General features: G+C 64.8%; 23 protein-coding genes. 10 read left to right on the top strand and 13 right to left on the bottom strand.

Features of this window, described 5'->3' with window-relative positions; genetic code table 11:
* Positions 1-211: 211 nt before the first annotated feature.
* Positions 212-913: a VOC family protein gene (locus BJ6T_RS16440; RefSeq protein ID WP_014493561.1), complete on the bottom strand. Its 702-nt coding sequence runs from the start codon at positions 911-913 to the stop codon at positions 212-214.
* Positions 914-946: 33 nt separating this feature from the next.
* The gene (locus BJ6T_RS16435) at positions 947-1,615 is read right to left on the bottom strand and encodes a sensor histidine kinase (protein ID WP_028169985.1); all 669 of its coding nucleotides are present in this window, start codon (positions 1,613-1,615) and stop codon (positions 947-949) included.
* 329 nt (positions 1,616-1,944) lie between these two features.
* On the opposite strand from BJ6T_RS16435, the gene BJ6T_RS16430 reads away from it, so the two are divergent.
* From BJ6T_RS16430 to BJ6T_RS16405, 6 genes are all read left to right on the top strand, one after another.
* Positions 1,945-4,788, top strand: coding sequence for an ATP-binding protein (locus BJ6T_RS16430; protein ID WP_014493559.1), 2,844 nt, complete (start codon positions 1,945-1,947; stop codon positions 4,786-4,788).
* A gap of 118 nt (positions 4,789-4,906) precedes the next feature.
* The gene (locus BJ6T_RS16425; RefSeq protein ID WP_028169986.1) at positions 4,907-5,614 is read left to right on the top strand and encodes a hypothetical protein; all 708 of its coding nucleotides are present in this window, start codon (positions 4,907-4,909) and stop codon (positions 5,612-5,614) included.
* A gap of 197 nt (positions 5,615-5,811) precedes the next feature.
* Positions 5,812-6,510, top strand: a complete 699-nt coding sequence (locus BJ6T_RS16420; RefSeq protein WP_014493557.1) for a type 1 glutamine amidotransferase domain-containing protein — start codon at positions 5,812-5,814, stop codon at positions 6,508-6,510.
* A 239-nt stretch (positions 6,511-6,749) separates the two neighbouring features.
* Positions 6,750-7,706: an alpha/beta fold hydrolase gene (locus BJ6T_RS16415; protein ID WP_014493556.1), complete on the top strand. Its 957-nt coding sequence runs from the start codon at positions 6,750-6,752 to the stop codon at positions 7,704-7,706.
* A 39-nt stretch (positions 7,707-7,745) separates the two neighbouring features.
* Positions 7,746-8,789, top strand: coding sequence for an alpha/beta fold hydrolase (locus tag BJ6T_RS16410; RefSeq protein WP_014493555.1), 1,044 nt, complete (start codon positions 7,746-7,748; stop codon positions 8,787-8,789).
* 105 nt (positions 8,790-8,894) lie between these two features.
* Positions 8,895-9,614: a hypothetical protein gene (locus BJ6T_RS16405; RefSeq protein WP_014493554.1), complete on the top strand. Its 720-nt coding sequence runs from the start codon at positions 8,895-8,897 to the stop codon at positions 9,612-9,614.
* A 6-nt stretch (positions 9,615-9,620) separates the two neighbouring features.
* Here the strand turns inward: BJ6T_RS16405 and BJ6T_RS48400 are convergent, their stop codons facing one another.
* Complete coding sequence (locus BJ6T_RS48400) at positions 9,621-10,880, bottom strand: hypothetical protein (RefSeq protein ID WP_240537978.1); 1,260 nt, start codon at positions 10,878-10,880, stop codon at positions 9,621-9,623.
* Positions 10,823-12,499, bottom strand: a complete 1,677-nt coding sequence (locus tag BJ6T_RS48395; protein ID WP_014493552.1) for an ATP-binding protein — start codon at positions 12,497-12,499, stop codon at positions 10,823-10,825. Before BJ6T_RS48395 ends, BJ6T_RS48400 begins: the two co-directional genes overlap by 58 nt.
* Positions 12,500-12,847: 348 nt before the next feature.
* On the opposite strand from BJ6T_RS48395, the gene BJ6T_RS16395 reads away from it, so the two are divergent.
* Positions 12,848-13,825 carry a helix-turn-helix domain-containing protein gene (locus tag BJ6T_RS16395; protein ID WP_014493551.1) on the top strand — a complete coding sequence of 326 codons (978 nt, stop codon included), beginning with the start codon at positions 12,848-12,850 and terminating at the stop codon, positions 13,823-13,825.
* 387 nt (positions 13,826-14,212) lie between these two features.
* On the opposite strand, the gene BJ6T_RS16390 is transcribed toward BJ6T_RS16395, so the two are convergent.
* Positions 14,213-16,534: a molybdopterin guanine dinucleotide-containing S/N-oxide reductase gene (locus BJ6T_RS16390; RefSeq protein WP_014493550.1), complete on the bottom strand. Its 2,322-nt coding sequence runs from the start codon at positions 16,532-16,534 to the stop codon at positions 14,213-14,215.
* Positions 16,535-16,841: 307 nt separating this feature from the next.
* Here BJ6T_RS16390 and BJ6T_RS16385 point away from each other — a divergent pair, with 307 nt between their 5' ends.
* Positions 16,842-17,189 (top strand): RidA family protein, encoded by a 348-nt coding sequence (locus BJ6T_RS16385; protein WP_028169988.1) that lies wholly within the window; start codon positions 16,842-16,844, stop codon positions 17,187-17,189.
* 16 nt (positions 17,190-17,205) lie between these two features.
* On the opposite strand, the gene BJ6T_RS16380 is transcribed toward BJ6T_RS16385, so the two are convergent.
* From BJ6T_RS16380 to BJ6T_RS16350, 7 genes are all read right to left on the bottom strand, one after another.
* Positions 17,206-17,670 carry a lipid-binding SYLF domain-containing protein gene (locus tag BJ6T_RS16380; protein WP_014493548.1) on the bottom strand — a complete coding sequence of 155 codons (465 nt, stop codon included), beginning with the start codon at positions 17,668-17,670 and terminating at the stop codon, positions 17,206-17,208.
* On the bottom strand, positions 17,654-18,568 hold the full coding sequence (locus BJ6T_RS16375; RefSeq protein ID WP_014493547.1) for a DUF2950 domain-containing protein: 915 nt from the start codon (positions 18,566-18,568) through the stop codon (positions 17,654-17,656). The genes BJ6T_RS16380 and BJ6T_RS16375 overlap by 17 nt, the downstream gene beginning before the upstream one ends.
* Entirely contained in the window at positions 18,565-20,301 is a 1,737-nt protein-coding gene (locus tag BJ6T_RS16370) for a DUF3300 domain-containing protein (RefSeq protein WP_014493546.1), read from the bottom strand. The genes BJ6T_RS16375 and BJ6T_RS16370 overlap by 4 nt, the downstream gene beginning before the upstream one ends.
* Positions 20,302-20,442: 141 nt before the next feature.
* On the bottom strand, positions 20,443-22,344 hold the full coding sequence (locus BJ6T_RS16365; RefSeq protein WP_014493545.1) for a sensor histidine kinase: 1,902 nt from the start codon (positions 22,342-22,344) through the stop codon (positions 20,443-20,445).
* A gap of 80 nt (positions 22,345-22,424) precedes the next feature.
* Positions 22,425-22,838, bottom strand: coding sequence for a hypothetical protein (locus BJ6T_RS16360; RefSeq protein WP_014493544.1), 414 nt, complete (start codon positions 22,836-22,838; stop codon positions 22,425-22,427).
* Positions 22,839-22,857: 19 nt separating this feature from the next.
* On the bottom strand, positions 22,858-24,090 hold the full coding sequence (locus BJ6T_RS16355) for an HlyD family secretion protein (protein ID WP_014493543.1): 1,233 nt from the start codon (positions 24,088-24,090) through the stop codon (positions 22,858-22,860).
* Positions 24,083-24,520, bottom strand: coding sequence for a hypothetical protein (locus BJ6T_RS16350; protein WP_039227736.1), 438 nt, complete (start codon positions 24,518-24,520; stop codon positions 24,083-24,085). The genes BJ6T_RS16355 and BJ6T_RS16350 overlap by 8 nt, the downstream gene beginning before the upstream one ends.
* A gap of 174 nt (positions 24,521-24,694) precedes the next feature.
* Between BJ6T_RS16350 and BJ6T_RS16345 the strand changes: the two genes are divergently transcribed.
* Both BJ6T_RS16345 and ppk2 read left to right on the top strand, forming a co-directional pair.
* On the top strand, positions 24,695-25,147 hold the full coding sequence (locus BJ6T_RS16345; protein WP_014493541.1) for a hypothetical protein: 453 nt from the start codon (positions 24,695-24,697) through the stop codon (positions 25,145-25,147).
* Between the two features lie 2 nt (positions 25,148-25,149).
* Positions 25,150-25,950: a polyphosphate kinase 2 gene (ppk2, locus tag BJ6T_RS16340; RefSeq protein WP_014493540.1), complete on the top strand. Its 801-nt coding sequence runs from the start codon at positions 25,150-25,152 to the stop codon at positions 25,948-25,950.
* A 55-nt stretch (positions 25,951-26,005) separates the two neighbouring features.
* Here ppk2 and BJ6T_RS16335 read toward each other — a convergent pair whose 3' ends face one another.
* Positions 26,006-26,440 (bottom strand): hypothetical protein, encoded by a 435-nt coding sequence (locus tag BJ6T_RS16335; protein WP_028169989.1) that lies wholly within the window; start codon positions 26,438-26,440, stop codon positions 26,006-26,008.
* Between the last annotated feature and the right edge of the window lie 11 nt (positions 26,441-26,451).

The raw sequence follows: 26,451 nt of genomic DNA, 5'->3' as shown, positions 1-26,451 counted from the left end.
GACGCGTCGTTTCGTCGTGAACAGAGATTGGCGCAGGTCCTGGCAATTTGCTCGTTATCGGTTGTTAGGCCGCGTTAGCCGTTGCGAGTCCGCGGGGTGCAAGAGAGCGAGCGACCATGACGATACGCGCGATGCAGAAGCGACACGGCGCGCGACGAGTTCAATCGGCGCGCGCCCTGTCCGTGAATTCGGGAGATGGGCTCATTACAACTCACGAGGGCAGCGGTTGACCGGCCTGCTCGCGGACGATGTAGTCGGCGTACCAGTCGGCCCAGTTCTCGTCGTGTCCGCCGATGCGCTTCTCGTGCTCACCATGCGCGACAGCGGCACGTCGCAGGGTTGCGGCCAGATCGGCCGTTGAGGCAAACGTCGTGCCGTCACCCGCAATGCGTCCAGGCAGTCGCGTCGTGACCTCCTGGAACAGCCAGCCATTGCCGTCGGGATCGCTGAACGAGGCAAACGAGCTGTAGCTGCCGCGCTTCGGGTCAACACCGCTGACCCGGACGCTGCCGAACAGATACGGCTCGTCCGAACCGGCGTGAACGTCGCCCGCACCATGGAATGGTGCGCTCACCGCGATGCCGCGGTCGAGCAGTTCCTGTCGCGCCACGGCCAGATCGGAGACGATCAGGTACAGCCCGCGCGCCGAACCCGGCGTTGCCGGCGTGACGTTCTTGCCGAAGATCACAGAACAAGCCGAACCCGGCGGCGTGAACTGGATCACGCGCCATTCGTCAGCCGAGGCAAAATCGGCGTCCAATCGCCAGCCGAGGCGCGTGTAGAACGCCTTGGCGCGGTCGACATCCGACACGGGGATGACGACGATCTCGAGCTTCAGATCAACGCCCCGCGATGTCGAAGACGTCTTCGGGGACCCGGCCGCGGCGTCGCGGTCGATTTCGGTGGTGGCCATGTCGCACTCCCTGAGTTGAAATTGAAACGAGCTTCAAGCGGCAGCGGGCATCACGATCGTTACCCGCGTGCCACCCTGGCCCGCCTCACCCTGCAACCGCGCGTCGATACTGCGTGCGAGCCCTTCAAGGATGCGGCTGCCGGTGCCCTGAAGCGGACCGGTCGCGCCGATGCCGTTGTCAGCCACCGTGCAGAGCCAAGCGTCGTCGCGGTTGGCAATTTCGATGCGGATCAGCGCATCGTTCTTGTTCGGGAAGGCATGTTTCGCTGCATTCGTGACCAGCTCCGTCAGCATCAACGCCAACCGATGACACTGCGATGCCGGCAGCGCCCCGCTCTCGATCGCGGCCTCGCAGCGGATGCCGGCCGGTTCCAGCACTGCCTCGGAGAGCGCCTCGCACAGGTTTTCGAAGAAGGCCTCGACGGAGACGGCGGACAGGCTGTCGCTGTCGGACAAGAGCTGATAGAGCCTGCCGAACGCGACGATGCGCTGCTCGAACCGGTCCACCGCGCCCGACATGTCCCTGGTGCCCGGCCGCGAGAAGTCGCGGCGGACTGACGCACCCAGCAGCGTCAGCGTGTTCTTCATCCGATGGTGGGATTCCCGTAGTACGAGTTCCCAATCACGCGACTGATCATCAAGGTTGGCAATGTGCTGAGATCGAACGAAATGGTCGTTCGTCCCCAAACCGATAGCGGACATGATAGCCTCCCCGTTGGACCTAGGACCTAACTCGAACCCTATACTGGATGCGCCGCGCGCGTTTTGCTCGTTAGACGTTGCAAGATTTTGTTATGATCGGCGACATCACAAGTTGGCGGCCAGACTGTCATCTCGACGGTCAAGCACGCTGACGGGTCGTCCCGATCGCTTCGCAAGCCGCTCGCCTTTAAGCGAAACTTGTCACGCATCATCCCGGCGCGGCCGGCTGACTTGCCGCGCGATTTCGCCACTTTCGACCAGTTTACTCATGACCTCGTTCTGCTAGATCAGGATGCGGACAACAGCCCCTTCACTGGATTCATTGGCGCGTGGCGGACACTAACGACCAGGATGCGGCGATTTCCTTCGGGCCATTCCGGCTGTACGCAAGGTCGCGCCTGCTCGAGAAGGACGGCGCTCCGCTTCACCTCGGCGGCCGCGCACTCGATATTCTCATTTTTCTCGTCGAGCGCGCCGGCGAGGTCATCGACAAGCGTGAGTTGATCAAGCGCGTCTGGGCCGACGTGACGGTCGATGAAGGCAGCCTTCGCTTCCACATCACGACGCTGCGCAAGGCCTTGGGGGATGCCGGCGAAGGCTCCCGCTATGTCGTCAACGTGCCCGGCCGTGGCTATTGCTTCGCGGGCCCGCTGGTCCGGTCCGAATCGCCGGAGACGCGGACAGGCCCGGCCGTCCCGTCGCCTCACATACTCCCGCCGCCGCTTGCCAGGATGATCGGACGAGACGACGCGGTCGAGCGGATTTCCACCGAGCTTGCGCAGCATCGCTTCGTGACAATTGTCGGCCCCGGCGGGATTGGCAAGACTTCCGTCGCGCTCGCCGTCGCGCATCGCGAGCTCCAGGCCTTCGACGGTCAGGTCAACTTCGTTGATTTCGGCGCGCTGACGGATGCCAGGCTCGTTCCAAGCACCATCGCCGCCACGCTCGGCCTGACCGTCAATTCCGAGGACCCGATGCCGGGCCTGCTGACGGTGCTGCGCAACCGTCGAATGCTGCTGATCTTCGACAGCTGCGAGCACATCATCGACGAGCTCGCGCCCTTGGCCGAGCACATCGTCCAGGAAGCCCCTGAGCTGCATATTCTCGCCACCAGCCGCGAATCCTTTCGCACCGAAGGCGAACGCGTCCACCGGTTGTTTCCGCTGGACTGCCCGCCCCAGCGCGACGGGCTCGGCATCGCCGACATCCTTGCCTATCCCGCAAGCCAGCTCTTCGTGGAACGCATTGCCGAGAGCCTGGGCGAATTCGAACTGAGCGATGAGGATGCACCGCTTGTCGCCGAGATCTGCCGGCGACTGGACGGCATCGCGCTCGCGATCGAGCTCGCCGCCGGACGCGTGAACGCCTATGGCATTGCCGGGACCGCCTCGCTGCTCGACAGCCGTTTCTCGCTTCTGTGGCGGGGACGCCGTACCGCGATCCCGCGGCACCAGACCCTGAGCGCCGCGCTCGCCTGGAGCTATGATCTGTTGCCGGCAGCCGAGAGTGCGACGCTGCGCGGTTTGTCGGTGTTCGTCGGGCCATTCACGATGGAGGCCGCGCTCGCCGTTGCGTTCAGCCAGGGCATCAGCGAGCCCGAGGCGGTCGAGGCGATCTCGAACCTGCTCTCCAAATCGCTGATCGCAACCTCACCTGCGGAGCGGCGGCTGCGCTATCGTCTGCTCGACACCACCCGCGCCTTCGCCGGCGCCAAGCTCGTCGAGAACGGCGAAGCGCCCCGTGTCGCGCGCGCTCACGCCGAATATTTCCGCGATTTCCTGCGCGACATCGCGCTCAAATCCACGGGTATGCAGACCGCGGGCGGCTTCCTTCCCTATGCCGACCATTTGCACAATGTCAGGGCCGCGCTGACCTGGAGCTTTTCGGATAGCGCCGACCGGACGATCGGCGTGGATCTGGCGGCTTCGGCGGCCCAGTTTTTCCTCGAACTGACATTGCTGACGGAGTGCTATCGCTGGACGAAGCAGGCGCTTGTCTCTCTCGATACGAATTCGATCGACCGCCGCCAGGAGATGACGTTGCAGGCTGCGCTCGGCGTCTCCTTGATGTTCACGCAGGGCAATACCGAAGCGGTCCGGTCGGCGTTCACACGCAGTCTTCAGCTTGCGCGGGATCTCGAGGATCTGCACTGGCAGCTCTGGCTGCTGCGCGGATTGCACATCTACCTGACCAGGGTCGGGGATTTTCACGGCGCGCTCGGCACCGGCGAGCAGGGCGAGAGCGTTGCCCGCAAGCTGAATGACGCGGCCGCCGCGCTGAACGTGGAATGGATGCTGGGCGTCGCGCACCATCTGATCGGCAATCAGGACAAGGCCGTGCAGTTCTGCGAGAGCGCGATGGTGCACAATCCCGGCTCGCAGCGGCTGAACATCGGGCATCTCGGTTATGACGACCGCATCGTCGCGCTGGTCGCGCTGGCGCGCGGGCTCTGGCTCACCGGCCGGCCCGATCGCGCGATCGAGGCGGCGAGATACACCGTTCGCGAGGCGGAACTGCTGGAACAACCCCTCACCCTCGGCATCTCCCTGGTCTGGACGATCTACGTGTTCCTCTGGGTCGGCGACTGGGCCAATGCCGAAATCCTGATCGAGCGGCTGATCGACCATTCGGCGCGGCACTTCCTTGGTCCCTATCATGCCGTCGGCGTCGGCCAGAAGGGCGAGCTCATGCTTCGCCGCGGCGACATCGCCGGCGGGATCGAGCATCTTCGCCGCAGCCAGGCCACGCTGTACGCGACGCGGCACCGGATCATGACGACAGTGTTTGCGACGGCGCTGGCGGAGGGTCTCGTGGCGGAGAACCAGCCGGACGAGGCCCTGCGCACGATCAATGAGGCCATTGCGCAGATTCCAGATCATGGCGAATCCTTCGACATGCCGGAGATGCTCCGGGTCAAGGGCGACATCCTCGTCCGGTCGGGAAACACCGCGGAGGCCGAGCGCTGCTTCCGGAAATCGCTCGATCTGTCGCGCCGGCAGTGCGCGCTCGGCTGGGAGCTGCGGGGGGCGATCAGCCTCGGCCGGGTCTGGCGCCAGACCGGACAAGCGGGCGAAGCACGCGCCCTGCTCGCCCCGCTCGTCGCGCGGTACCAGGAAGGCCTCCAGACCCGTGATCTCGTGGCCGCCAGGGAGCTGTTGAGCGCGCTGAATTGACAGTATCTTCAACGGGATACCGCCCAAGCACCTGCTCGCAACTCCTAACAACTTCTAACATGCCAAGCCGCATCCACCCCGCCATGGTGGTGGCACTTCACGGTGGATATGGCGGGTTATGGCGCTTCTTGACGATGTAATTGATGCCAGTGGCGGTATGGCCCGCTGGAATAGCTTGACCCGATTCACGCTCCACCTTTCCGTCGGCGGCTCGTTGTTCTCCAGCGCCGGACATGCCAGCGAATTCAAGGACGTGACGGCGGAGGGCTCGACCCGCGCCCAGTCGGTCCGCTTCACCGGCATCACCGGGGGTGAACACTCCGGCTGCTTTCAGCCCGACGCGATCACGATCGAGAGCCTCGAGGGTGAGGTCCTGCGCACCTGGGATAACCCGAGCCTTGCATTTCCCGAGACCGGCTCTCCTGCGCTCGCGGACGAACTGCATCTCGTCTTCTTCTGCGGCGTTTCGATCTGGAATTATCTGACCAACCCATTTCTGCTCGCCCATCCCGACGTCGTCACGGAGGAGCTTCCGCCGTGGCGCGAAAACGCTGACACGTGGCGGCGGCTGCGCGCGCAGTTCCCGCCGAGCCTGATCACGCTCGCGCCCGAGCAGATCTTCTATTTCGACGAGAACGCGCTGCAACGGCGGACGGATCACGATCTGTTCGGAAACAAGGTCGCGCATTATTCCTGGGCCCATGACAGCTTCGGCGGCATCGTCGTGCCGACATTGCGGCGTGTGCAGACGCTGCGGCCTGATGGAAGCGTGATCGCCAGGCCCGTGCTGATGGACGTCGAGATCTTCGACGCCGTGTTCGAGTAGCGGTGGCGACGCGCGAGAGCGGGAACCGTTCACTGCTCTCAACGCCTAACAATACATAACGAGCTAACACGCGGCCTTGGGTGCAACATTGGGCTCACGAGCAACGAACGAGTGTCGTGCTCGAACGAGACCGAGGCCGGCGCACCTCCACCACGAGGGAATGCGTCATTGCAGCGAACGCACTCAAGGAGATCGTCATGAAGGTTCTTATGGTTATCACCTCCCACGACCAGCTCGGCAACACTGGACGCAAGACCGGGTTCTGGCTCGAGGAGCTCGCCGCTCCCTACTACGTGTTCAAGGATTCCGGCGCGGAGATCACGCTGGCTTCGCCCAAAGGCGGCCGGCCGCCCCTCGATCCCAAGAGCAACGAGCCCGAGTTCCGCACCGACCTGACGCTGCGCTTCGAGGCGGACGCTGCCGCTGAAGCCCAGCTCGACAAGACGGTGCGCCTCGACAGCGTCAAGCAGGAAGACTTCGACACGCTGTTCTATCCCGGCGGTCACGGCCCGATGTGGGACCTCGCCGAAGACAAGGACTCGGTCAAGCTGATCGAATCCTTCCTCGCCGCGGGCAAGACCATCGCGGTGGTGTGTCACTCGACCGGTGCGCTGCGCCACGTCAAGACGCCCGACGGCAAGCCTTTGGTCGAGGGCAAGGAGGTGACCGGCTTCACCAATGGCGAGGAAGAGGAAGTGGGCCTGACCCATGTCGTACCGTTCCTCGTCGAGGACGAGATGTTGAAGCTCGGCGCGGTCTTCTCGAAAACGGCGAACTGGGGCGTACACGTCGTCAGCGCGGGCCAGCTCATCACGGGACAGAATCCGCACTCCTCCGGCCCGGCGGCGCAGACGCTGCTCGCCGCCCTGGCCAAGAAGGCGAAGTCGGCCGCGTAAGTCAGGCTTGCATCGGAGCGGTGCTCATCAATCAGCACCGCTCCGGCAACTGACCGGAGACACCGAGAACGATGACGAAAGCTTTACGCCGGGGCTCACGAATGTGATCCGGCGAGCGGAAGCTACTTCGCACAACAGCGATCACAGTGGCGGCGTGGCGCTCAATCCCGTCAGAGCGGTTGCCGGTGCATGACGCGCCGGCACGTCTCGACGCGACACGCCCACATCGGAGCGATGACATGAACATTCCAGCCACCCTCACCCTCGCAGCCGCCCTCGCCTGCACCACCGTGCAGGCCTCGGCACAGGATCTGCGGTCGAGCCGACGCTCGATCAGCTATCACACGATCGATATCGGGGGTCTCAATATCTTCTACCGCGAGGCCGGGCCAGCCGATGCGCCGACCGTACTGCTGCTGCACGGCTTTCCCTCCTCGTCGCGGATGTGGGAACCCCTGCTGCCGCTGCTCGCCGACAAATATCACCTGATCGCGCCTGATTATCCCGGCTTCGGCAACAGCAGCGCGCCGCCGCCGTCCGATTTCAACTACACTTTTGACAACATTGCCGGCGTGATGGGCGAGCTGACGAACAAGCTTGGCCTGACCAACTACGTGCTGTTCATGCAGGACTATGGCGGCCCGGTCGGCTTCCGCATGGCACTGGCGCATCCCGAGCGCGTCCGCGCCATCATGATCCAGAATGCCGTTTCGCATGAACAGGGACTGAGCCCGCTCTGGGAAGCGCGTCGCAGATACTGGGCCGATCCGGCGCATGAGCTTGAGGCGCTCAAGGCAAACTTCACATCCCTGGCCGCGACGCGCCAGCGGCACCTCGGCTCCAGCCCGCACCCCGAGCGTTACGACCCCGATAGCTGGACCGACGAATACGCGTTCCTAACGCGTCCCGGCGAGGCCGAGATCCAGACTACGCTGTTCCTGGATTACCGGACCAACGTCGCCTCCTATCCGAAATGGCAGGAATGGCTGCGCAAGACGCGGCCGCCGACGCTGGTGGTCTGGGGCAAGTACGATCCGTCCTTCGCCGTCGCCGGCGCTTCGGCCTATCGCGACGATGTGCCGGATGCGGAGGTCCACATCCTCGAAGCCGGCCATTTCGCGCTCGACGAGGCAACCGACGAGATCGCCACGCTGGTCCGCAACTTCCTTGCGCGTCTGGACGGGCACAAGGGCTGAACGGCGACTTGCACGATGCACCGACCACAGGAGGCACACATGACCGACAACATCAGCCACGAACGACGTCGTTTCGTCGGCGGGGCTGCGATGGCGCTCGCCGCGACCCAGCTTGCGCTGAGCACGACGGCTACGGCGAAGCCGGCCAAGTCCGCCACCGTCGTCAAGCCCGGCGCCAACACCGCGTTCGCGTCCCTGAAACAGATCAACGCCGGCCTCCTCAACGTCGGCTATGCCGAGGCGGGCCCCGCGGATGGCCCGCCCGTGATCCTGCTGCATGGCTGGCCCTATGACATCTACGCCTTCGTCGATGTCGCACCGTTGCTCGCCGCGGCCGGTCATCGCGTGATCGTGCCTTACCTGCGCGGCTACGGCAGCACGCGCTTCCTCTCGGACTCGACGATGCGGAACGGGCAGCCGGCGGCGATCGCGGCCGACATCGTCGCCCTGATGGACGCGCTCGGAATCGACAAGGCGACGATTGCCGGCTTCGACTGGGGTGCGCGCACCGCCAACATCATCGCTGCGCTCCGGCCGGAGCGGGTCAAGGCGATGGTGTCCGTGAGCGGCTACCTGATCGGCAGTCAGCAAGCCGGCAAGACGCCGCTGCCGCCGAAGGCCGAGCTGCAATGGTGGTACCAGTTCTATTTCGCGACCGAGCGCGGCCGCGAGGGCTACGACAAGTACCGCCACGATTTCTCGAAGCTGATCTGGCAGCTCGCTTCGCCCCAATGGCATTTCGACGACGCCACCTTCGACCGCAGCGCGAAGGCGTTCGACAATCCGGACCACGTGGCGATCGTGATCCACAATTATCGCTGGCGGCTGGGCCTTGCCGAAGGCGAGGCGAAATACGCCGACGACGAGGCGAAATTGGCGCAAGCCCCCGTGATCGCCGTGCCCACCATCACCATGGAGGGTGACGCCAACGGCGCGCCGCATCCTGAGCCGTCCGCTTACGCGAAGAAATTCTCCGGGCGCTATTCGCACCGGACCATCAAGGGCGGTATCGGCCACAATCTGCCGCAAGAGGCGCCGAAGGCCTTTGCCGACGCGGTGCTGGACGTCATGGTCGAAGCCTAGGCGCCGAACCTGCCAACGGCACTTAACAACGCTTAACGGGCGATCGTCTGCGCACGGGGGTATCTCTATTGGGGCGACACCACCGATGCGAGAGGAAACGGCCGGATGATTCCGCTGCTGGCGAATGCGATCGAGGCCCATGGCGGGCTCGATCGATGGAATGCCCACGAGCGGCTCACCGCCACGATCGTGACGGGCGGCGATCTCTGGATATTGAAGGGCGTCGATCAGGACCAGGCGCCGCGCACGATGCGGATCGAGTTGCATCGCGAGCGGGCTTCCGTGGAGCCGTTCGGCAAGGCCGGCCGGCGCACCGAGTTCAGCCCGGACCGGATCGCCATCGTGGCTGCGGACGGCCGCATCGTCGCGGAGCGCAGCAATCCGCGCGCCGCCTTCGCGCGGCACGATATGCGCACGCATTGGGATCCGCTGCATCGCGCCTATTTCAACGGCTATGCGCTCTGGACCTACATGACTGCGCCGTTCCTGCTGGCGGCGGACGGGTTCCAGGTCCGGGAGATCGCACCCTGGCGCGAGGGCGCGGAGGTCTGGCGCGGATTGCGGGCGACCTTCCCAACCGTGATCGCAAGCCACAGCGCCGAGCAGGATTTCTATTTCGGCCCCGACATGCTCATCCGTCGGCATGATTACCGGGTCGAGATCGCCGGCAATTTTCCGGCAGCTCAGTACGTATCCGATCCCGTCAGCGTTGACGGCTTCAAGCTCCCGAGCCGGCGGCGCATCTATCTGCGCGGCGACGATCTGATGCCGCTGCGTGATGAGTTGATGGTGTCGATCGATCTCGCGGATTTCCGGTTCGACTGAGCCTAGTCAGGCCGATGCCTCGTCCAGCACGAGCCGTGCGGCCTTCAAATCCGCCGTCTCGAATCCTTCCGAGAACCGCGCATAGGTTGCGGCGAGATCGTCGAGCGGATTCTTGATACCCTGCCGAAGCCGAAGCGCCGCGAGCGACATCTCCGTCCGCAATCGCCAGGACAGCGCGCCCTGCTGCTCGGCCAGCGCGAGCGATGCGGCAAAGCTCGCTTCGGCGGCACCGAGGTCACCGGTCCGCGCCTCGAGGTCGCCGCGCCGGCGCAGGAGCTCGGGCACGTCAAAACCGCCGCCGCCCTGCTCGACACGGGCGATCGTCTCATGCAGGACTTGCAGCGCGTCCGTCAACCGCCCCAGCGCAGCCAGTCCTTGCGACAGGTCTGCGGCGAACGCGGATGCGTAGAGCTCGTAGCGATCCGCATGCAGGCGCGGCAGCGCGCTCCGCAGCAGATCGACACCGCCGGCCAGCTCGCCGCGGGCGATCATGGTCTGCGCGCGAAAGCCGGTCGCGACGGCTTCGTACGGCGCGAGCCCGTGCAAATTCGCATGGGTCGCGAGGCGTCCCGTCATCGTCTCGACGGCGGCCCAGTCGCCGACCCAGCCGAACACCGATGATGACCAGCACAGCGCGATGCAATGCATCACCACGTCGCGCGGCGCGGCGGCGCCGACGAGCGGACGGACGCAATCGAGCGCGCGGTCGGGGAAGCCGCGCAGCCACAGCACCCGCGCGAGCGGAATCTGCGGCGTGCGCGAATAGGCGAAATGCCCGGGCTCCGTCCCGCGCAGCGCGGCGTCGTCACGCACGCCTTCGTCGAGATGGGCCTGCGCCTCGGCCTGGTCGCCGGCAAGATGATAGGACACGCCGAGAAGCGCCTTGCTGCCTGCGATCCCCGCGGTATCGCCGATCTGGCGGGCGATGCGCTCGGCCTGGAGTGCGGTCGGCACGAGATGCCTGTAGTCGCCCGTGCGGCGATAGAACATGTTCAGCCGCGACAGCAGCCTGAACGCATTGGCGTGATCGTCGAGCGCTTCCGCGATCTCCAGCCCGCGCCGGAGTGCGGCCTCGGCCTGCTCGCTGTTGCGCTCCGTGAACATGAAGGCGTGGCCGAGCGTCGACTGCAGCTCGAGTTCCCATTTACCGCCCTGGTTGACATCGTCGAGCATCGCGAGCGCGCGGCCCGACCAGATGCGCGCCTCGTTCAGCAGGTTGAGCTCGACGAACAGCCTTGCGGCGCTGCCGGCGAGCGGCACGCGCAAGGCGGCGCCGTCGTGGTTGGCAAAACTCCATTCCAACGCTGCACGGGCATCTGCGAGCAGGCTCGCGCGCGCCTGCAGGCGCGAAGCCGGGTCGCCGCCCTGCTCCGCCATGCCGGCTTCGAGCGTGCGCTGAACATAGACCGTGTGACGGCGCGCGATCGCCGTCGCTTCGCCTGCGTCGACCAGCTTCTGCATGGCATAGGCGCGCGTGGCATCCAGCAGGCGATAGCGTCGCGATGCGCCATCGGGCTGCGCCGACACCAGCGACTTGGCGACGAGCTGCTCCAGCGCATCGACGACGCGATCGGCCGCGGCGCCCTCATCCGCGGCGACGGCGATCGCCCCTTGAGCGTGAAGGGGCCGGCGAAGATGGCGAGCCGCTGAAGCACGGTGCGTTCGCTCTCGCCGATCAGGCCAAAACTCCAGTCGAGCGTCGCGCCGAGCGTCTGCTGCCGTGGCGGCGCCGTTCGCCGTCCGCGCCATTCGAGCTTGAGCCTGGAGTCGAGCAGCGCGGCCATCTCCCGCAATCCGTAGACGCCGACGCGCACGGCGGCGAGCTCGATCGCGAGCGCGATACCATCGAGCTTGCCGCAGATCTCGGCCAGAACCTCGGCATCCTCGTCCGTGATATCGCCGCGATGGCCTGCGGCCGCGGCACGATCGATGAACAGCTGCGCGGCCGGATAATCCAGCACTTCGCCGGCGCTGAGGTGCGCCCCTTGCGGCGGGCCGGCCAGCGGAACGAGCTCGAAGATCTGCTCGCCTTCCACCAGCAGCGACTCGCGGCTGGTGGCGAGAATGGCGATGCCCGGTGCCTCGCGATAGATATTTTCCGCAAGGCGCGCGGCCTCGTCGATGACATGCTCGCAGCTGTCGAGGATGAGAAGCAGCCGCCGTCCGCGCAGAAAATTGACGATGCTGCCTGAGGGATCATCGTGATGCACGACGAGGCCCAGAGCGGCGGCAACCGTGCTCGCGACCAGCGTGGCGTCCTTTAGTGGGCCGAATTCGAGAAAATGAACCTGGCCCTCGAATGCCTGCCACATGTCATGCGCGAGTGCGGTCGCGACCGTGGTCTTGCCGATACCGCCTGGTCCTCGCAGCGTGACGAAGCGGTCGCTCAGCAGACGCGCCGACAACTCGGGCAGCACGTCGTCCCGACCGATCATCCGGTCCAGCCGATGTGGCAAGGCCACCGGCGCCGCCGCTCGTTCGGGCGCACGCAATACGGGCACGGGCGCCACGTTGCGTTCGCCACGTTGCACAGGCGCGACGAAGCAATAGCCGCGGCTCGGGACGTTGGTGATGTAGCGGGCCCCGTCCTTGCCGTCGCCAAGCACCTTGCGCAGCTCCGCGACATGGACGCGCAGGCTGATCTCCTCGACCGCGAGGCCGGACCACGCGTAGCTCAGGATCTCGCTCTTCGGCACCACTTCGCCGGCACGGCTGAGGAGCAGGCGCAGAATGTCCATCGCCCGGCTGCCGAGCTTGACCGGCGCCCCGTCCCTCTCGAGCAACCGCGACCGCAGCGAAAACGGTCCGAACGAGACTGCGTCGAAATCCAGGCTCGCCCCGGCGCCATTGCCGGGCGAGCTATGTCCTGCCGGGGGTTCGGTCACTTCTGACTCATCTTGACGGCCATTTCATTCAAATGCGCGGCGACTATACCCGCCGTCGATGCGCGGTCCAGCAAGGCACCGCGCCGGCCTCCTACCGGCACCTCGATCGCAGCGCGATGTTCTGCAATGTCCTCACACCGCGCCGATCTGCGCAAATAATTGAAATGCTGGACAAAATCAAACGCCCTGCGGCGCGCTGTCACACTTCAGGCGCTCGCACAAAATCTAACACCTCCTAATCATCACTAACGGGCTTCTTGCCTGGCTCACGCCTATCCTCTGATCGTGGAAAGCACTGAGAGTTGGCCGATCGCTGCAAGCGGCGACGAGGCCAGGAGAGGACGAGCGATGTTCAATGACTTGCAAGCAGCGCATGCCTGGATCGAATTTCCCGCCAGCCGGTGTGATCGCAACGCTTCGCACGGGATGCGAGCAATCGCGCAGGAAAGCGGATGGCGCAAGGTCGACCGCGGCCTGGACGCGGACATCACGATTTCGCGATGGGAAGACTCTCGGGCCATCTCGTCGCACGAAGCAACGACGCCGGCGGACCGCTATTTCGTCGCCATCGCGCTGAAGACCGCTCGGGTAAAGCTGACGCGGGACCGTCAGATCATCTTCGACGGGACCATGCCCGCGGGCACGCTGTACGTCAGTGCGCCATCGAAGCTTCTCGGCGTGCAATTCCAGTCGCCCTGCGCCTTCCTACACTTCCATATCTCCACCGATCATTTTTCGGCGGCGCGGCCGGCGACTGAGGGCCTCAACGACCTCGTCCTGCTGCGCGACCCGCTCGCCGCCGAGCTCGCCAAGGCACTGACCGAGCATGGCGATACCGCGGACCAGCAGTTCGCGCGCTGCATCGGCGAGACCCTCGCGATGCATCTGACCCGGCTCGAGCTGCCACGCTCGAAAGTCAATGCCTTGCCCAAATGGCGGCTGCGGCGCGTCGAGCAATATATCGCCGATCACTTTGATCGCTGTATCAGCCTGTCCGAGCTCGCCAATGTCGCAGGCCTCTCGAGGATGCATTTCGCGGCGCAGTTCCGCGCCGCGACCGGCTACCGTCCACGCGAATATCTGCTCAATCATCGGGTTGCGCATGCGAAGACCTTGCTCACGACGACCGAGCGGCCGCTTGCGGAGATCGCGCTTGCCGTCGGCTTCAGCACGCAGGCGCATTTTTCGACCGTGTTCAAGCGCATCAGCGGCGAGTCACCGGCACGCTGGCGTCTGGCCAGCAGGGCTGTGCTGCCTGCTACGGAGGCGCTTCCGCGGCGGCGCGCTGCCGCGGACATGGACTGGATGGTTGGCGCAGCGGCGTAGTTCGTGCGCCGGCAGGTGAATTGGGATCGAGGGAACTGGAATCAAGGGAGTTGCAGTCAAGCGACTTAGGATCAAGGCACTTGGCATCACGCCATTTGCACTTCGACCGGTTTGCGATTTTCTTTGGCGTGAGTACCCCGCCACTCACGCCGGCTCGAGCCCCTTTCCTCCCGGGCCTGCGAGCCACTCGGGGCCGTCCCTGCGCCTACACAGGGCGGCCCCTTTTCTTTCTGCGTGTCCTGGACGCGCTACGGCACGGGCACGAGAGCGCAGCACGACTCACACTCCCTCCACGTCGTCGTTGCGAGCGCATTTCGCGTAGACCGGATAGAGCGCGGCGTAGTCCGGCGCCTTTGCACTACGGCCGAAGCAATCCCGGCGACGCGCCTACACCGGATCGAAAGCGCGGATCGGCGGCAGATTGCCCGTGAACTTCTCCACCTCGACCGTCGTGAGCTGGCCGGTGCAGCCCTGCGCGAAGGACGAGGTGCCGATGTCGCGGGTGAGCACGTTGGGATTGCCGTGAACGCAGAGCGGCGCGTCGTCCTCGGGGTCCATTGGGTCGTACCACGCGCCGGTCGGCAATTGCACCACGCCGGCCGCGATGCCGTCGGTGACGTGGACTGCGGCAAGACACGCGCCGCGCTCGTTGAACAGGCGGATGATGTCGCCATCCCTGATACCGCGTGCATCGGCATCGCGTGGATTCATGCGCGCGACCTCGCGCCCGCGATGCTTCGCGCCCAGCGAATGGCCGCCGAAATCGAGCTGGCTGTGCAGGCGCGTCACCGGTTGATTGGCGACGAGGAAGCACGGCGCGCCGGGTTTCGGCATGTCGGTCTTCTCCAGCCAGACCGGATGGCCGGGGCAATCGGCATCGCCGTGCGCGGCGATCTTGGCCGAATGGATCTCGATGCGGCCGGTCGGCGTCGGCAGCGGATGATTGACGGGATCTTCGCGAAAGCTGCGCAGACGGCCGCCGTCGTCGGGCTGCCGCGGCACCACCAGGCTGCCGCGCCGCCAGAATTCGTCGAAATCAGGCGCCTCGAGGCCACGCGCTTGAAGCGAGGCGCGAGTCGGCTCGTACAGATGTTCGAGCCACTGCCGCGACGTGCGCCCCTCGGTGAAAGGTTCGCGCGCACCCAGGCGCTCGGCGAGATCGGCAAAGATGTCGTAATCGTCACGCGCTAGGCCAAAGGGCTCGGCGATCTGGTGCATCGCGACCATCAGGGGATCGTTGGTCGAATAGCCGATGTCCTCGCGCTCCAGCGTCATGGTCGAGGGCAGCACGATGTCCGCGTGCCGCGCCGTCGCAGTCCAGGCGAGCTCGTGCACGACGAACGTATCGAGCTGCGCAAAAGCCTTGCGCAAGCGGTTGATGTCCTGATGGTGATGGAAGGGATTGCCGCCGGCCCAGTAGACGAGGCGGATGTCCGGATAGGTACGCGTCTCGCCATTGTAGCGATAGGTCGTGCCGGGATTGAGCAACATGTCGGCGATGCGCGCGACCGGAATAAAATCGCGCACGCCGTTGCGGCCCTGCCCCAGCGTCGGTCCCGGCACGTCGTTGACGCGGCGGCCGTAATAGCCGATCGCGCCGAGCGAATAAGCATAGCCGCCGCCAGGCAGGCCGATCTGGCCGAGCGCCGCTGCGAGCACCATGCCCATCCACACCGGCTGCTCGCCATGCTCAGCGCGCTGGAGCGAATGCGAAACGGTGATCAGCGCACGCTTTCCGGCGGCGCGGCGCGCGAGCTCGCGGATCGTGTCCGCATCGACGCCGCAAATCGCGGCGGCCCATTCGGCATGCTTGGCCTGCCCGTCGCTCTCGCCAGTGAGATAGCGGAGGAACACGGGCCAGCCTTCGGTGTAGCGATCGAGGAAGGCCTGGTCGTGCAGACCTTCGCTCACAAGCGTGTGGACGATGCCGAGCATCAGGGCGGTGTCGGTGCCCGGCAGGCACGTCATCCATTCGGCGCCGGCCTCGACGGGAAGATCGTCGCGCAGCGGGCTGACCAGGATGAACGCGCAGCCGCGCCGGCGCGCGGCTTCCATGGCGCCGCGCTCGATATGCTTGCTGATCGAGCCGCCGGCCACCATGGAGTTCTTCAGCGCCATGCCGCCGAACGCCAGCACGATGTCGGTGTTCTCGGCAATCTGCTCCCAGGTGACGTTGCGCTTGGTGATGTCCTCGTAGCCCGCAAGGATCTGCGGCAGCAGCACCGAGGACGCGCCCGAGGAATAGGTGTTCACCGAGCGCACATAGCCGCCCATCGCGATGTTGAGGAAGCGATGCACCTGGCTCTGGGCATGATGGAAGCGGCCCGCGCTCGACCAGCCGTAGGAGCCACCGAACACGGCGCCGGGGCCGCGCGTGTCGCGGATGCGGCCGAGCTCGTCGCCGAGCAGATCGAGCGCCTTCTCCCAACTGACGGAGACGAACTCATCGCGGCCGCGGCGATCGTCCGGGCCAGGTCCGCGCTCGAGCCAGCCGCGGCGGATCGCCGGCTGGGCGATGCGCGCCTGATGACGCAGCGCGCCGGGGAAATTGCCGATGATGCCGTTCGGATCGGGGTCGCCCGCATAGGCCCTGACCTCGAGTCCAGCTTCGCTTTGACGCGCGGAAAACACGCCCCAATGCGAGGTGTGGGGCTTGAAGCCGTCAGAGAGGTCGAGGCCGGGGTCGGGAAAGCCAATCGTATCGTCCATCGTCTGATCCTTATTCCGCGCGGCACGGGCCCAGCCGCTACCGCGTCAATTCCGGTGGCAGTATACCAATCCGCCCCCGCTGTCGTCGGGATCAGGGCCGTCGGAAACGCCGGGCTCCCGCGCGCAAGTACAGCTTGGTGACCGTCCAACCGCGCCACCAGTGGCGATTTCTCGGCCAATTTATTCTTTATTTTCAATATCTTATTGGACTATCTTCGAGACGCCCCGGTCGCGAAATCTCTTCAAACGACATCGACATGGAAATGTGCGATATGCCGCCCATCCCCACAGCAATATCGGTCTCATCATGATCCAGCGCGTCTTGCCCTACGAAGGACTCCTCCACGAAGTGGTCGAGCATAATGGCGTGCTCTACATCGGCGGGATCGTCCCCGAGGACACGAGCCTCAATATGTCGGGCCAGGCCAACGACGTCCTCGGGCAGCTGGCGCGCCTGTTGAAGACGCTCGGCTCCGATCTCGCCAACGTCTTGCAGGTGACCATCTTCATGACCAACCTGAAGGAGAAGGCGGAGTTCAATGTGGCCTGGAAGGCGCACTTTGCGGAAGCTCACCTGCCGGCGCGCGCCGCGATCGGCGTGGCCGATCTCGGTCCAGGCGTCAAACTCGAGATGACGGCCATCGCGGCCCGGTAACCCAGGCTCGAGGCGCTCACTTCCAGGCGATCGTGATCGCACTGATGTTGGAGGCGAGCTCAAGTCCGGCCTTCGGGCCTTGCAATACGATCGTCACGCCCTTTTCGTTGCGCAGGTGGACGCCGTTGACGCCACCGACGAGGGCGAAGCCGCCGCCGACGGAGCTGTAGGTGCCGACGAAGTCGCCGACCTCGCTGATGCCTGATGCCCGGCCATCAAATCTGCCGACGGTCGCACCGGCGGTGATGCCGACGCTCAAGCCGGAGACCTTGAAGGGATAGTTCCGACCGCGGTAGTTCAGCACGCCACTACCGGTGCCGCCTCCGACCAGCAGGCCAGCCTTGACGAACCTCACCTGGACATGGCCGCTCGCTTGCGCAAACGACGGCGTGGCCGGCATCGCGAGCAGGACGAACGCAAGTGCCGCAACGCCGATTGCTATCGCGCGCCGCATCCATTCCAGCTTACGGTTTTCCGGCATCGGCCTTCTTCCAGGTCTGGTCGGGATCGAACAGCGTCATGCGCGGCGCGACGAAATCGGTCCGCCTGCCGAGATCCTTCTCGTAGACGGTGCCCGCATGATTGACCACGAATGTCATCACACCGGAATTGCCGTATTCGGCGGGCCAGGCGATCAGCCCGAAGCCCCCGATCATCTTGTCCTTGACCACGTAGTTGAGCGCGCCGCCGGGTGCGTCAGGCCCCTGGCCCTTCAGGATGCGGAAGTAATAGCCGTGGTAGGGCGCCGGCCCTTCACCCGGCTTGTAGCCTTCGGCCGAAGCCTCCGCGACCAGCGCGCCGAGCGGACTTGGATCGTTGTCATCGCGCCAGAACAAGCCGTCCTTCTTCCCGGGGGTGGAGAGGAAGCGCTGCGCATAGACGCCGGCGCCTTGGCCGCGATCCTTGTCGGCATATTCGTTCTGGGCGTCGACATAAGCGAGCGCGGTCTGGATCGCGTCGAGCTCATTGCGGCCGATGCGGCGGCGAAGCACCTCGATCCGCCCCTCGTCGGTGTCGAATTCCCAACCCGCCTTCGTGTTGACCAGCGGAATCGGGAACGGGAAGTCATCGGGGCCAAGCAGCAGCGTCGCCTTCTTGTTGGCCTCTGCCTTGATCGCGTGCTTGGCGTCGTACATCGAGACGAAACGCGCGCGAATGTCGGCATCGGCGACTTCGTCGCCGGATGAGACGATGTCGTCCGCCGCTCTGCCGAGCACTTTCAGGATATCGCGCGGACCGCTCTTGGCCGCGGCAGCGAGCGCGGATGCCGCCTCCTCCGGTGTCGGGTAGGACTGCTGTGCCTGGCTTGCCGTGCCCATGAGCACGAGCGCCATGATGCCCGGTAAGACGGTACGATTAAGCAATTTCAGGCCGATCATGGCGTCGCCTCCGCAGGGATCTTCGCGCCGTCGGCGAGCCAATCGCGGTAGGTGCGGAATGTCAGGCCAAGCTTTTCATAATACACGCGCAGATAGCCATCGCTGCCGCGCGTCACAGCGTCAGGCATCGCCCGCTCGACTTCCTGCGCCATCACGCCGACATAGGCCTTGTCGCTGCCGATGTAGCTGAAGCGATAATAGCCGAGGCCGTTAGAGAGATGGCCGAGCAGGACGATGTCATGCTTCAGCGCGATGTCGGAGCGCCGGCCACCGCCGCCACCGCCACGGCCTCCTCCTCCGCCTCCACCACGGAAGCCGCCACCACCACCACCATGCATGGCCATTCCGCCCCCGCCACCGCGCCCGGCAAAGCCTCCACCACCGCCGCCGCGCGGCATGCTCGCCATGCTGGAGCGTCCGCGCGCCGATGCTGCAGCCGCCGCCCGGCCGGACGAGACATTCATCGCACCGCCGCGATTGCCGCCACCGCCACGATTGGCGGCAGCGCCGCCGCCGGCACGGTTGGCAGCCTTTGCACGATCGCCGCCGCCCTTGCCTGCGTTCTTGCCTGCATTCTTGGCGCGATCTCCACCACCCTTGGCACGATCTCCCGCGCCAGCGCGATCGCCGCCGCCGGGCCGGTCACCGCGATTGCCGGCACGATCACCGCGATCTCCTGCACGATCTCCTGCACGATCTCCTGCACGGTCACCCGGACCGCCACGATCACCGGCACGGTCGCCGGCGCGATCTCCCGCCCGATCTCCCGCACCCTGGCCCGGACGCAGCACCTGGTTGCCATCACGGCCGCGGAAATCCATCCGATCCGACGCGCCCGCCCTCACATTGGTGTTGCCGAAACGCTGTTGGACGTTGGTGTTGTTGTAGCGCACGCCGCCGCGATGGGCGGGATTGTGCTGCCAACCGTTGCCGATGTTGGTGGTACGATGATTGACGTAGACATTGCGGTTGCCCCAGTTGCAGCCGCCGCCCCAGTAATTGCCCCAGCGCCCGATCGCCCAGGCCGTGCCAAAGGCAATGCCGGCAGCAACCACGCCGGCGCCGATATAGGACGGATAGCCCCAATAATAGGGCGGGTACTCCGCGTAGGGCCAGGCGCCGTAGACCGTCGCCGGATCGTAATAGGGCACGTACATCTCGGCGGGATCGGCCTGCTGGATGACGACCACCTGCCTGCCTTCCTGGCTCTGAACGCTGACCTTCTGCTGTTTGGTCGTGACCAGCTTCTTGTTGTCATAGGCCTTGTTGCGCAGGCGCTGGATCGCGTCCATCACGTCGGGCTGCTGGGCGAGAAAGGCATCGCCGAGCTTCTGGGTCCATTCGAGCTTGTCGCTCATCATCGAAAGAACATCGGGGGTGCTCGCCAGCGCCTTGACGCTGTCGTCCCAGGCCTGCTTGTCGACCTCGGCCTTGAGCGCATCGCCCTTCAGCGTCTTGCGTTCCTTCAGCCAGCGATCGGCCTGCACGACTTCCAGCGGATAGGTCGATGCCGCCAGCACATTTGCCAACAGCTCGTCGGGATAGAGCGCGATTGGCGCGACCAGTGCCTCGAGCTGCTCGGGTTTCAGGAGTTCGGCGCTCGGCGGAGGCGGACTTGCGGGCTGTGCCTGCGTGCTTGGCGCCGCCGGCTTGTCAGCTGTCTGCGCGGTTGCGGTGATCGGCAGCGTCAGCATCAGCGCAAGTGCCATCAGGATCTTGCCGCAGCGAAACATACCTTCCTCCATCGAACTTTCCGGCCACCAAGATCGGGCCGCGGCATGGCCGTTTATTGATCAAGATCAACGAAGGCCTGCTTCGCCGCCTTGTTGCGGCGCGAGAGCAATGCCGCGCTGCCGGATCGCAAGACGTCGGCGCTAATGAATGATCGGGAGCCTGATCGTGAACAGCGCGCCGCCCGACGGCTGGTTCTCGGCGGCTATGGTGCCGTGATGGGCCTCGACAATGGTCTTGACGATTGCGAGCCCCATACCCATGCCCTGAGGCTTGGTTGTGAAGAATGGATTGAAGATCTTCGCGAGGTCGCCGACCGCAATGCCCGAACCGGTATCGGCGATCCTGATCTCGGCGTGGCCGCCGGCGCGCGCGGTCGATACGCTGACCTCGCGCTTCTTCATGTCCGCGTCGGAGACCGCATCCAACGCATTGATGATCAGGTTGAGAACGACCTGCTGCAGCTGCACGGGGTCGCCCTTGACGTTCAACTCCGCAGCGGCCGGCGCGTAAGCCAGCGTGATCCGGCGCCCGTCGGCGACCGCTGTCACCAGGCCAATTGCTTCCCGTACCGTGTCGTTCAGTTCGGTGTCCCTGATTTCAAACGGCCTCTTCTTCAGGACGCTGCGAAGCCTGCGGATGACCTCGGACGCCCGCTGATCGTCGCGCCTGATGTCGGCTAGAATCTGGCGGATCTCGTTGATGTCGGGTGCAGTGGCTTTGAGCATGAGCTCCGCCGTCTCGGCATTGGTCAGAATGGAGCCGAGCGGCTGGTTCAGCTCGTGGGCAATCGACGTCGTCAACTCGCCGACGGCCGAGTACCGATTGGCGTGGGCGAGTTCCGCCAGGCGCTGTCGCGACTCGATCTCGGCCAATTGACGGCGATGGCGCTCGTGCAGAAGCCCGCTGATGAAACCGGCCTGTATCAAAATCACGGCCGCGATCAGCAGCATCTGCCAGCGATAGCGATCCCAGAGGGTCGGCTCACGAAACAGGATTTCGCTGCCCGGCGGTAGACTGCTCTCGCCTATCCCCCAGCGCTGCAACTCCCGCCAATCATATTTCGGCGACCCGAATCCGATCGGCTCGTATTTGATGCGGGCCGGCTTCTCGCCGCCGAGGATCCGGATCGCGGCACTGACGGTCTTCGAACTGGTTTCGGCGACGGAGTGCATGGGTCCGCCGACACTGGCGTCGCCGAAGAAAGGCTCCTGATACGAGAAGATCGGCGCATTCGCGACAGCATGCAGCCTGTGCAGGGCGATATCGCCCTCGTGGACAATGCCGGCGGCATCGACCGACATCAGCCCCCAGAACAGCGCCGAGTGCGGTGGAAGCGCCGATGCGCGCTTCAGGATCTCCTCAAACGGGAGGTCGGAGTACCAGACGAGGTCGAGCCTGCCTTCCAGCGGTTTCAACTCCTGCTTCACCTCCTCTATCCAGAATTTCTCGAGGGGCGAGGCGCCGATCACAACGGCAACCGTTTTGATATCGGGCAAGACCTTGAGAATGTTCTCGAAGGCCGCCACGAAATCATTGCGGACGGACACGACCACGTCATTGTCGGTGAGATCCAGGCGGTTCACCAGCCGTTGTTCGACCACGGTCAGCACCGCCGGCGCTTCCGGAAAGAGTTTCGCACGGTATCTCTGCACGAACCGCGCCGCGGGTGCGCCGATGCTCAGCACAATGTCGGGCGGCTGGCCATGGTAGAGCGAACCGAGATATTCGACGAAGGGCGTTTCGGGGCCAGCATTGTTGAAGCGCGCGCTGAGCAGCGCGTGCTCCTGGACGTCGAGCGGCCAGGGCGATTGCCGCTCGAGCTCGACCTTGATGCTCCGCGCGTACTCACTCCAGGGGCGAAACTCGCGGCCGAAGGAGTGCAGGATCAGCACGCGCTTTGGCTCGCTGCGCGCAACCGAGACGGGCTCGGCGGCTCGCGCGGGCCCGGACAGCATGCACGCGGCGAGCAGCAGGCCGAGACAGAGCACTGCGGCCGTGACTGACCACGATTTGGTTGACGCAATGGTCACGTGCCCGCTCATCCACCTCCCCGGCGGCTTCGAACGGCCGCTCACCGCGGTAACTCTAGCGGGAATTGCACGGCACCGACAGCCTATGGCCGCTATTTCGCCAGGCAGCGGTGGTAGCGGATCTCCATGTCTTCCATGCCCGGGAACAGGCGGACCAGGCTGTTGGAGTCCAGCTCCTTCAAATTGAATTGGACGCTGGACAGCATTATGTCGGTCGCACACGCAGCGATGAGGTTAACGTACGGACCATTGTCCTTCCTCGCCTTGATCCGGCAGCGCGCGAACTTGCCGGCGATCTGGTCGCCGTTGATGATGAAGCCGCCGCCATAGGCGTCCGACATCTCGGTGAAGCCGAGCTGCGAGCCGTTGCGTGCAAACACCTTGGGGCAGTTGTCGGCATCACTGACCCATGCGCCGTTGAGATCAAGCGCATCGGCACGGCCGGACGCCCCCAACAGCGAGGCAAGCAACATCGCGCCCGGTGCAATCGCTCTTCGTGATCTCATGTTCTCTTCCCTCGCGCGCTCAGTGCCCGCTCAGCACCAGCGTCTGGATCGGCAGCAGCAAAGCCTGGATGCGCAGCAGCAGGGCATGGACCAGGCCGACGCCGTCGACGACGTGCAGCGCGATCTTCCGGCTGGTCGGCGTGTCCTTGGCGGAAATCTCCTCGTGATTGCTGGTGTAGGCGTTGACGATGCAGCTCGAGCCCGGCGTCACGCCCTCGAGGCCGCCTTTGTAGAGCGGCTCCAGGAACACCAGGATCGTGCCGGGCCGAACGACGTTCTGTGCTTCCAGTAACTGCTCGCCGGAGCGGAATTGGCCGGCGGCGATGTAGTCCTGCACCGTTGTGATCACCATCGGAATGATGACCCACGGCTTCGAGATGCAGGTCGCCTCCGCCACCATGCCGGTCTTCATCACCTGGGCCTCGATCTGACCGAAGCCGGCCTGAAGGACCGATCGGCCGGCCTCCGCCGGAATCAGGATTCCCGCAGGCCGCATCAACTGGTTGACGACATCGCCGGAGCGGACAAGGAACTGCTCGACGCGCCCGTCGACGCCGGCGCGGACCAGTGTCTTGTCGAGATCGACCTGGGCCTCATCAAGCGCCGCCTCGGCACTCGCCCTCTGCGCTGGAAGCGAGGTCGAGACCTGCAACGCCGCCGACTGCCGCGCGGCCGTCGCGGCATCGATGCCGGACTGGCGCTGGTCGACCAGCACTTGGAGCTTTTCGATATCGCGCTGCGGCACGATACCGGGATTTCGTCGCTGCAGCTCGCTCTTGACGTCGAGCTCGTCCTTGGCCTGCTGATAATTCGCCTTCGCTTCGCCGATCTGCGCCTCGGCCTTGACCACGTCAGCTTGTGCCGTCTGCATGGCGGCATCGACTTCGGCGATCTTGCGCCTGGCGGTCGCGACCGCGGCCTGCTGCTTCGACGCGTCGAGCGTGAACAGCACTTCGCCTTTCTTCACCGGCGCGCTGAAGCCGATCTTGACCTCGGCCACGCGCCCCGAGCCTTCGGGCAGGATCGGCACGGTGCGGAAATAAAGCGTCGCGCTGGATGTCGACGGATGGAAATAGAAGATCATGGTGATCAGCGACACCGTCAGCATCAGGCAGCCGGTAATGCCCCAACGCAGCTCGTACCAGACGGAGAAGAAGGTGATCTCCTTGCCGAAGCGCTTGCCCTGGACATAGCGGCGGTAGAGATAGTCGGGCAGGATCGTCAGCAGCGAGCAGAACATCAGCTCAAACATGGCTGTGCTCCTTCTCCTTCGCGGGCCCCGGCTTGTCCGTTGGAGGCGGTGCGTCGCCGCCTGCAGGTCGCGGGCCGATCTGCGTGGCCGCGTCGCTGTCTTCGGGCGTCGCATCCGCGATCTTCTCCACGGAACCGGCGATGCTGCGCAGCGGACCGCCGAAGTCGGGAAGGTCGATCATGGCCAGCAGCAGGCCTGCAATCCAGAAGATGTGCATGTGCGTGAAGAGCGAGATCAGGCCGAGCACGGCTACGAATTCGAATTGCAGTTTCTGCGACTTGTGCGCCATTCGCTCAGGCAGGCTGTGCAGTTTCCAATAAAGAGTACCGACCCAGAGCACGGTGCCGATCAGGAAAATTCCCATCACCACCATCAGCGGATCCACCCCGCTTCCCGGTGCGAGAAAGAACGGCAGATGATGCGGGGCCATCGGATGAAGCTGATCGCTCAACGTTCTCTCCTCGTCAGGCGCGTTCCCACTTGAATGCGTCGAATGCAGTGTCGGTATCGGGTGGCGCAATTGCTTGATTTGGATCAACGGGCCTGGAACGGCCCCTCCTAGCCTCGCCTGAAAGTTGACGCGCAGCAACAGGAGTCGCCAGCCATGCCCGGCATCGATGATCTCATCCCCAGCGCCACGCAGATCCGCAAGGAAGCAGCCCTCAAGGAGGCAGCGAAGGCCGACGAATATGCGCGCCTTGCCGCCGCCGCCGAAGCCGAGAAACACGCCCTCATTGAACGCCTCAGCAAGCCTTCTGGCAAGACCGAGGACGAGAAGATCAAGCTCGCCTCGACGATCATCCAGCGTGCGGTGCGGAACGGCTTGACCGAGGTTCAGGTCTATCGCTTCCCCAACACGCTGTGCACCGACAAGGGCCGCGCCATCAATCAGATGGAAGCGGGCTGGGAGAACACCCTGACCGGGATTCCGAAGGAAATCTTCCAGCTCTGGAGCGACTACCTGAAACCACGCGGCTATCGCATCGCCTATCAGGTCATCGATTTTCCAGGCGGTGTGCCCGGCGACATCGGCGTGACCATTTCCTGGGGTGATTGAGCATGGCCAAGGACGCGCCCGCGGAGCGGATGAAGCGGAAGGACTATGAGAAGGAGCTCGAGAAGCTCCAGGTAGAGCTGTGTCACCTCCAGGAATGGGTGAAAGCCGAAAAGCTGAAGGTGATCATCATTTTCGAGGGGCGCGACGCGGCCGGCAAGGGTGGCACCATCAAGGCGCTGACCGAAAAGGTGAGCCCGCGCGTGTTCCGTGTCTGCGCCCTGCCCGCGCCCTCCGACCGGCAGAAATCCCAGCTGTTCCTGCAGCGCTATATCGAGCAATTCCCGGCCGGCGGTGAGATCGTGATTTTCGACCGCAGCTGGTACAACCGCGCCGGCGTTGAGTACGTCATGGGCTTCTGCTCGCCGGCCGAACACAGGCGCTTCCTGGAATTGTGTCCGCTGGTCGAGAAGTTCGCCGTGGACGCGGGCATCATCCTGATCAAGCTTTGGCTCGAGGTCGGGATGGAGGAGCAGGAACTCCGCTTCAAGGCGCGTATCGAGGATCCGCTGCGGCAGTGGAAGCTGAGCCCGATGGACACCGAGTCGTTCGGGCGCTGGTACGATTACTCACGCGCGCGTGACATGATGTTCGAGGCGACTGACACGAAGCATGCACCGTGGCGACTGATCCGCTCCGACGACAAGCGGCGAGCGCGGCTCAACGTCATCTCGCACATCCTGAGAACGATCCCTTACAAGGAGGTCAAGCGGGAGAAGGTCAAGCTGCCGCCGCGGTCCCACAAGGGACGTTACAACGACCAGGCGAGCCTGCGCGGCCTGAAGTTCGTCGAGGAACGCTACTGAAACGCGAAACGGGCTGCGATGATGCAGCCCGTTTGGCTTGAGCGCCCTGCCGGACCTATTTCAGCCGGATCGTGACGCCGCCGACCGCGGCCGACACTTCCGCGCCGACCCTCGGTCCGCTGAGCTGAAGGATCACGCCGTTGCCGTTCTGCAACTGCACGGCTCCGGCCCCTGCGGCGACCGCGCCGCCGGCGCCGCCCACCGCGTAAGAGCCTTCAATCGACTGCGGCCCCCTCAGATTGAGGGCGCGGCCGACGAACCTGGTCGTCGAAGCTCCGATCGTGAAGCCAACGCTCATGCCTGACACGGTGAAGGGATATTTTTTGCCCCGCAACACCAAAACGCCCTCGCCGCCGCCGACGCCGACAACGAAGCCGCCCTTGGTGAAGACGACGGCGACCTGGCCGGTCTCGGCACGTGACGGCGTGCTGAAGCCGGCCGCGGTGGCGAACGAGATGACCAAGGCGGCGCCGATGGCAAATTTCCTCATGATGTTCATTC

Source organism: Bradyrhizobium japonicum USDA 6 (genome assembly GCF_000284375.1).
GTDB classification, from domain to species: Bacteria; Pseudomonadota; Alphaproteobacteria; order Rhizobiales; family Xanthobacteraceae; genus Bradyrhizobium; species Bradyrhizobium japonicum.
The sequence above is the reverse complement of the archived record's forward strand: the minus strand, read 5'-3'. Positions and strand labels throughout refer to the sequence as shown.

Coding starts and splice junctions, on each gene's coding strand:
- BJ6T_RS16440 (WP_014493561.1), bottom strand. CDS start 913: ATGGCCACCACCGAAATCGACCGCGACGCCGCGGCCGGGTCCCCGAAG.
- BJ6T_RS16435 (WP_028169985.1), bottom strand. CDS start 1,615: ATGTCCGCTATCGGTTTGGGGACGAACGACCATTTCGTTCGATCTCAG.
- BJ6T_RS16425 (WP_028169986.1), top strand. CDS start 4,907: ATGGCGCTTCTTGACGATGTAATTGATGCCAGTGGCGGTATGGCCCGC.
- BJ6T_RS16420 (WP_014493557.1), top strand. CDS start 5,812: ATGAAGGTTCTTATGGTTATCACCTCCCACGACCAGCTCGGCAACACT.
- BJ6T_RS16415 (WP_014493556.1), top strand. CDS start 6,750: ATGAACATTCCAGCCACCCTCACCCTCGCAGCCGCCCTCGCCTGCACC.
- BJ6T_RS16410 (WP_014493555.1), top strand. CDS start 7,746: ATGACCGACAACATCAGCCACGAACGACGTCGTTTCGTCGGCGGGGCT.
- BJ6T_RS16405 (WP_014493554.1), top strand. CDS start 8,895: ATGATTCCGCTGCTGGCGAATGCGATCGAGGCCCATGGCGGGCTCGAT.
- BJ6T_RS16395 (WP_014493551.1), top strand. CDS start 12,848: ATGTTCAATGACTTGCAAGCAGCGCATGCCTGGATCGAATTTCCCGCC.
- BJ6T_RS16390 (WP_014493550.1), bottom strand. CDS start 16,534: ATGGACGATACGATTGGCTTTCCCGACCCCGGCCTCGACCTCTCTGAC.
- BJ6T_RS16385 (WP_028169988.1), top strand. CDS start 16,842: ATGATCCAGCGCGTCTTGCCCTACGAAGGACTCCTCCACGAAGTGGTC.
- BJ6T_RS16380 (WP_014493548.1), bottom strand. CDS start 17,670: ATGCCGGAAAACCGTAAGCTGGAATGGATGCGGCGCGCGATAGCAATC.
- BJ6T_RS16375 (WP_014493547.1), bottom strand. CDS start 18,568: ATGATCGGCCTGAAATTGCTTAATCGTACCGTCTTACCGGGCATCATG.
- BJ6T_RS16370 (WP_014493546.1), bottom strand. CDS start 20,301: ATGTTTCGCTGCGGCAAGATCCTGATGGCACTTGCGCTGATGCTGACG.
- BJ6T_RS16365 (WP_014493545.1), bottom strand. CDS start 22,344: ATGAGCGGGCACGTGACCATTGCGTCAACCAAATCGTGGTCAGTCACG.
- BJ6T_RS16360 (WP_014493544.1), bottom strand. CDS start 22,838: ATGAGATCACGAAGAGCGATTGCACCGGGCGCGATGTTGCTTGCCTCG.
- BJ6T_RS16355 (WP_014493543.1), bottom strand. CDS start 24,090: ATGTTTGAGCTGATGTTCTGCTCGCTGCTGACGATCCTGCCCGACTAT.
- BJ6T_RS16350 (WP_039227736.1), bottom strand. CDS start 24,520: ATGGCCCCGCATCATCTGCCGTTCTTTCTCGCACCGGGAAGCGGGGTG.
- BJ6T_RS16345 (WP_014493541.1), top strand. CDS start 24,695: ATGCCCGGCATCGATGATCTCATCCCCAGCGCCACGCAGATCCGCAAG.
- ppk2 (WP_014493540.1), top strand. CDS start 25,150: ATGGCCAAGGACGCGCCCGCGGAGCGGATGAAGCGGAAGGACTATGAG.
- BJ6T_RS16335 (WP_028169989.1), bottom strand. CDS start 26,440: ATGAGGAAATTTGCCATCGGCGCCGCCTTGGTCATCTCGTTCGCCACC.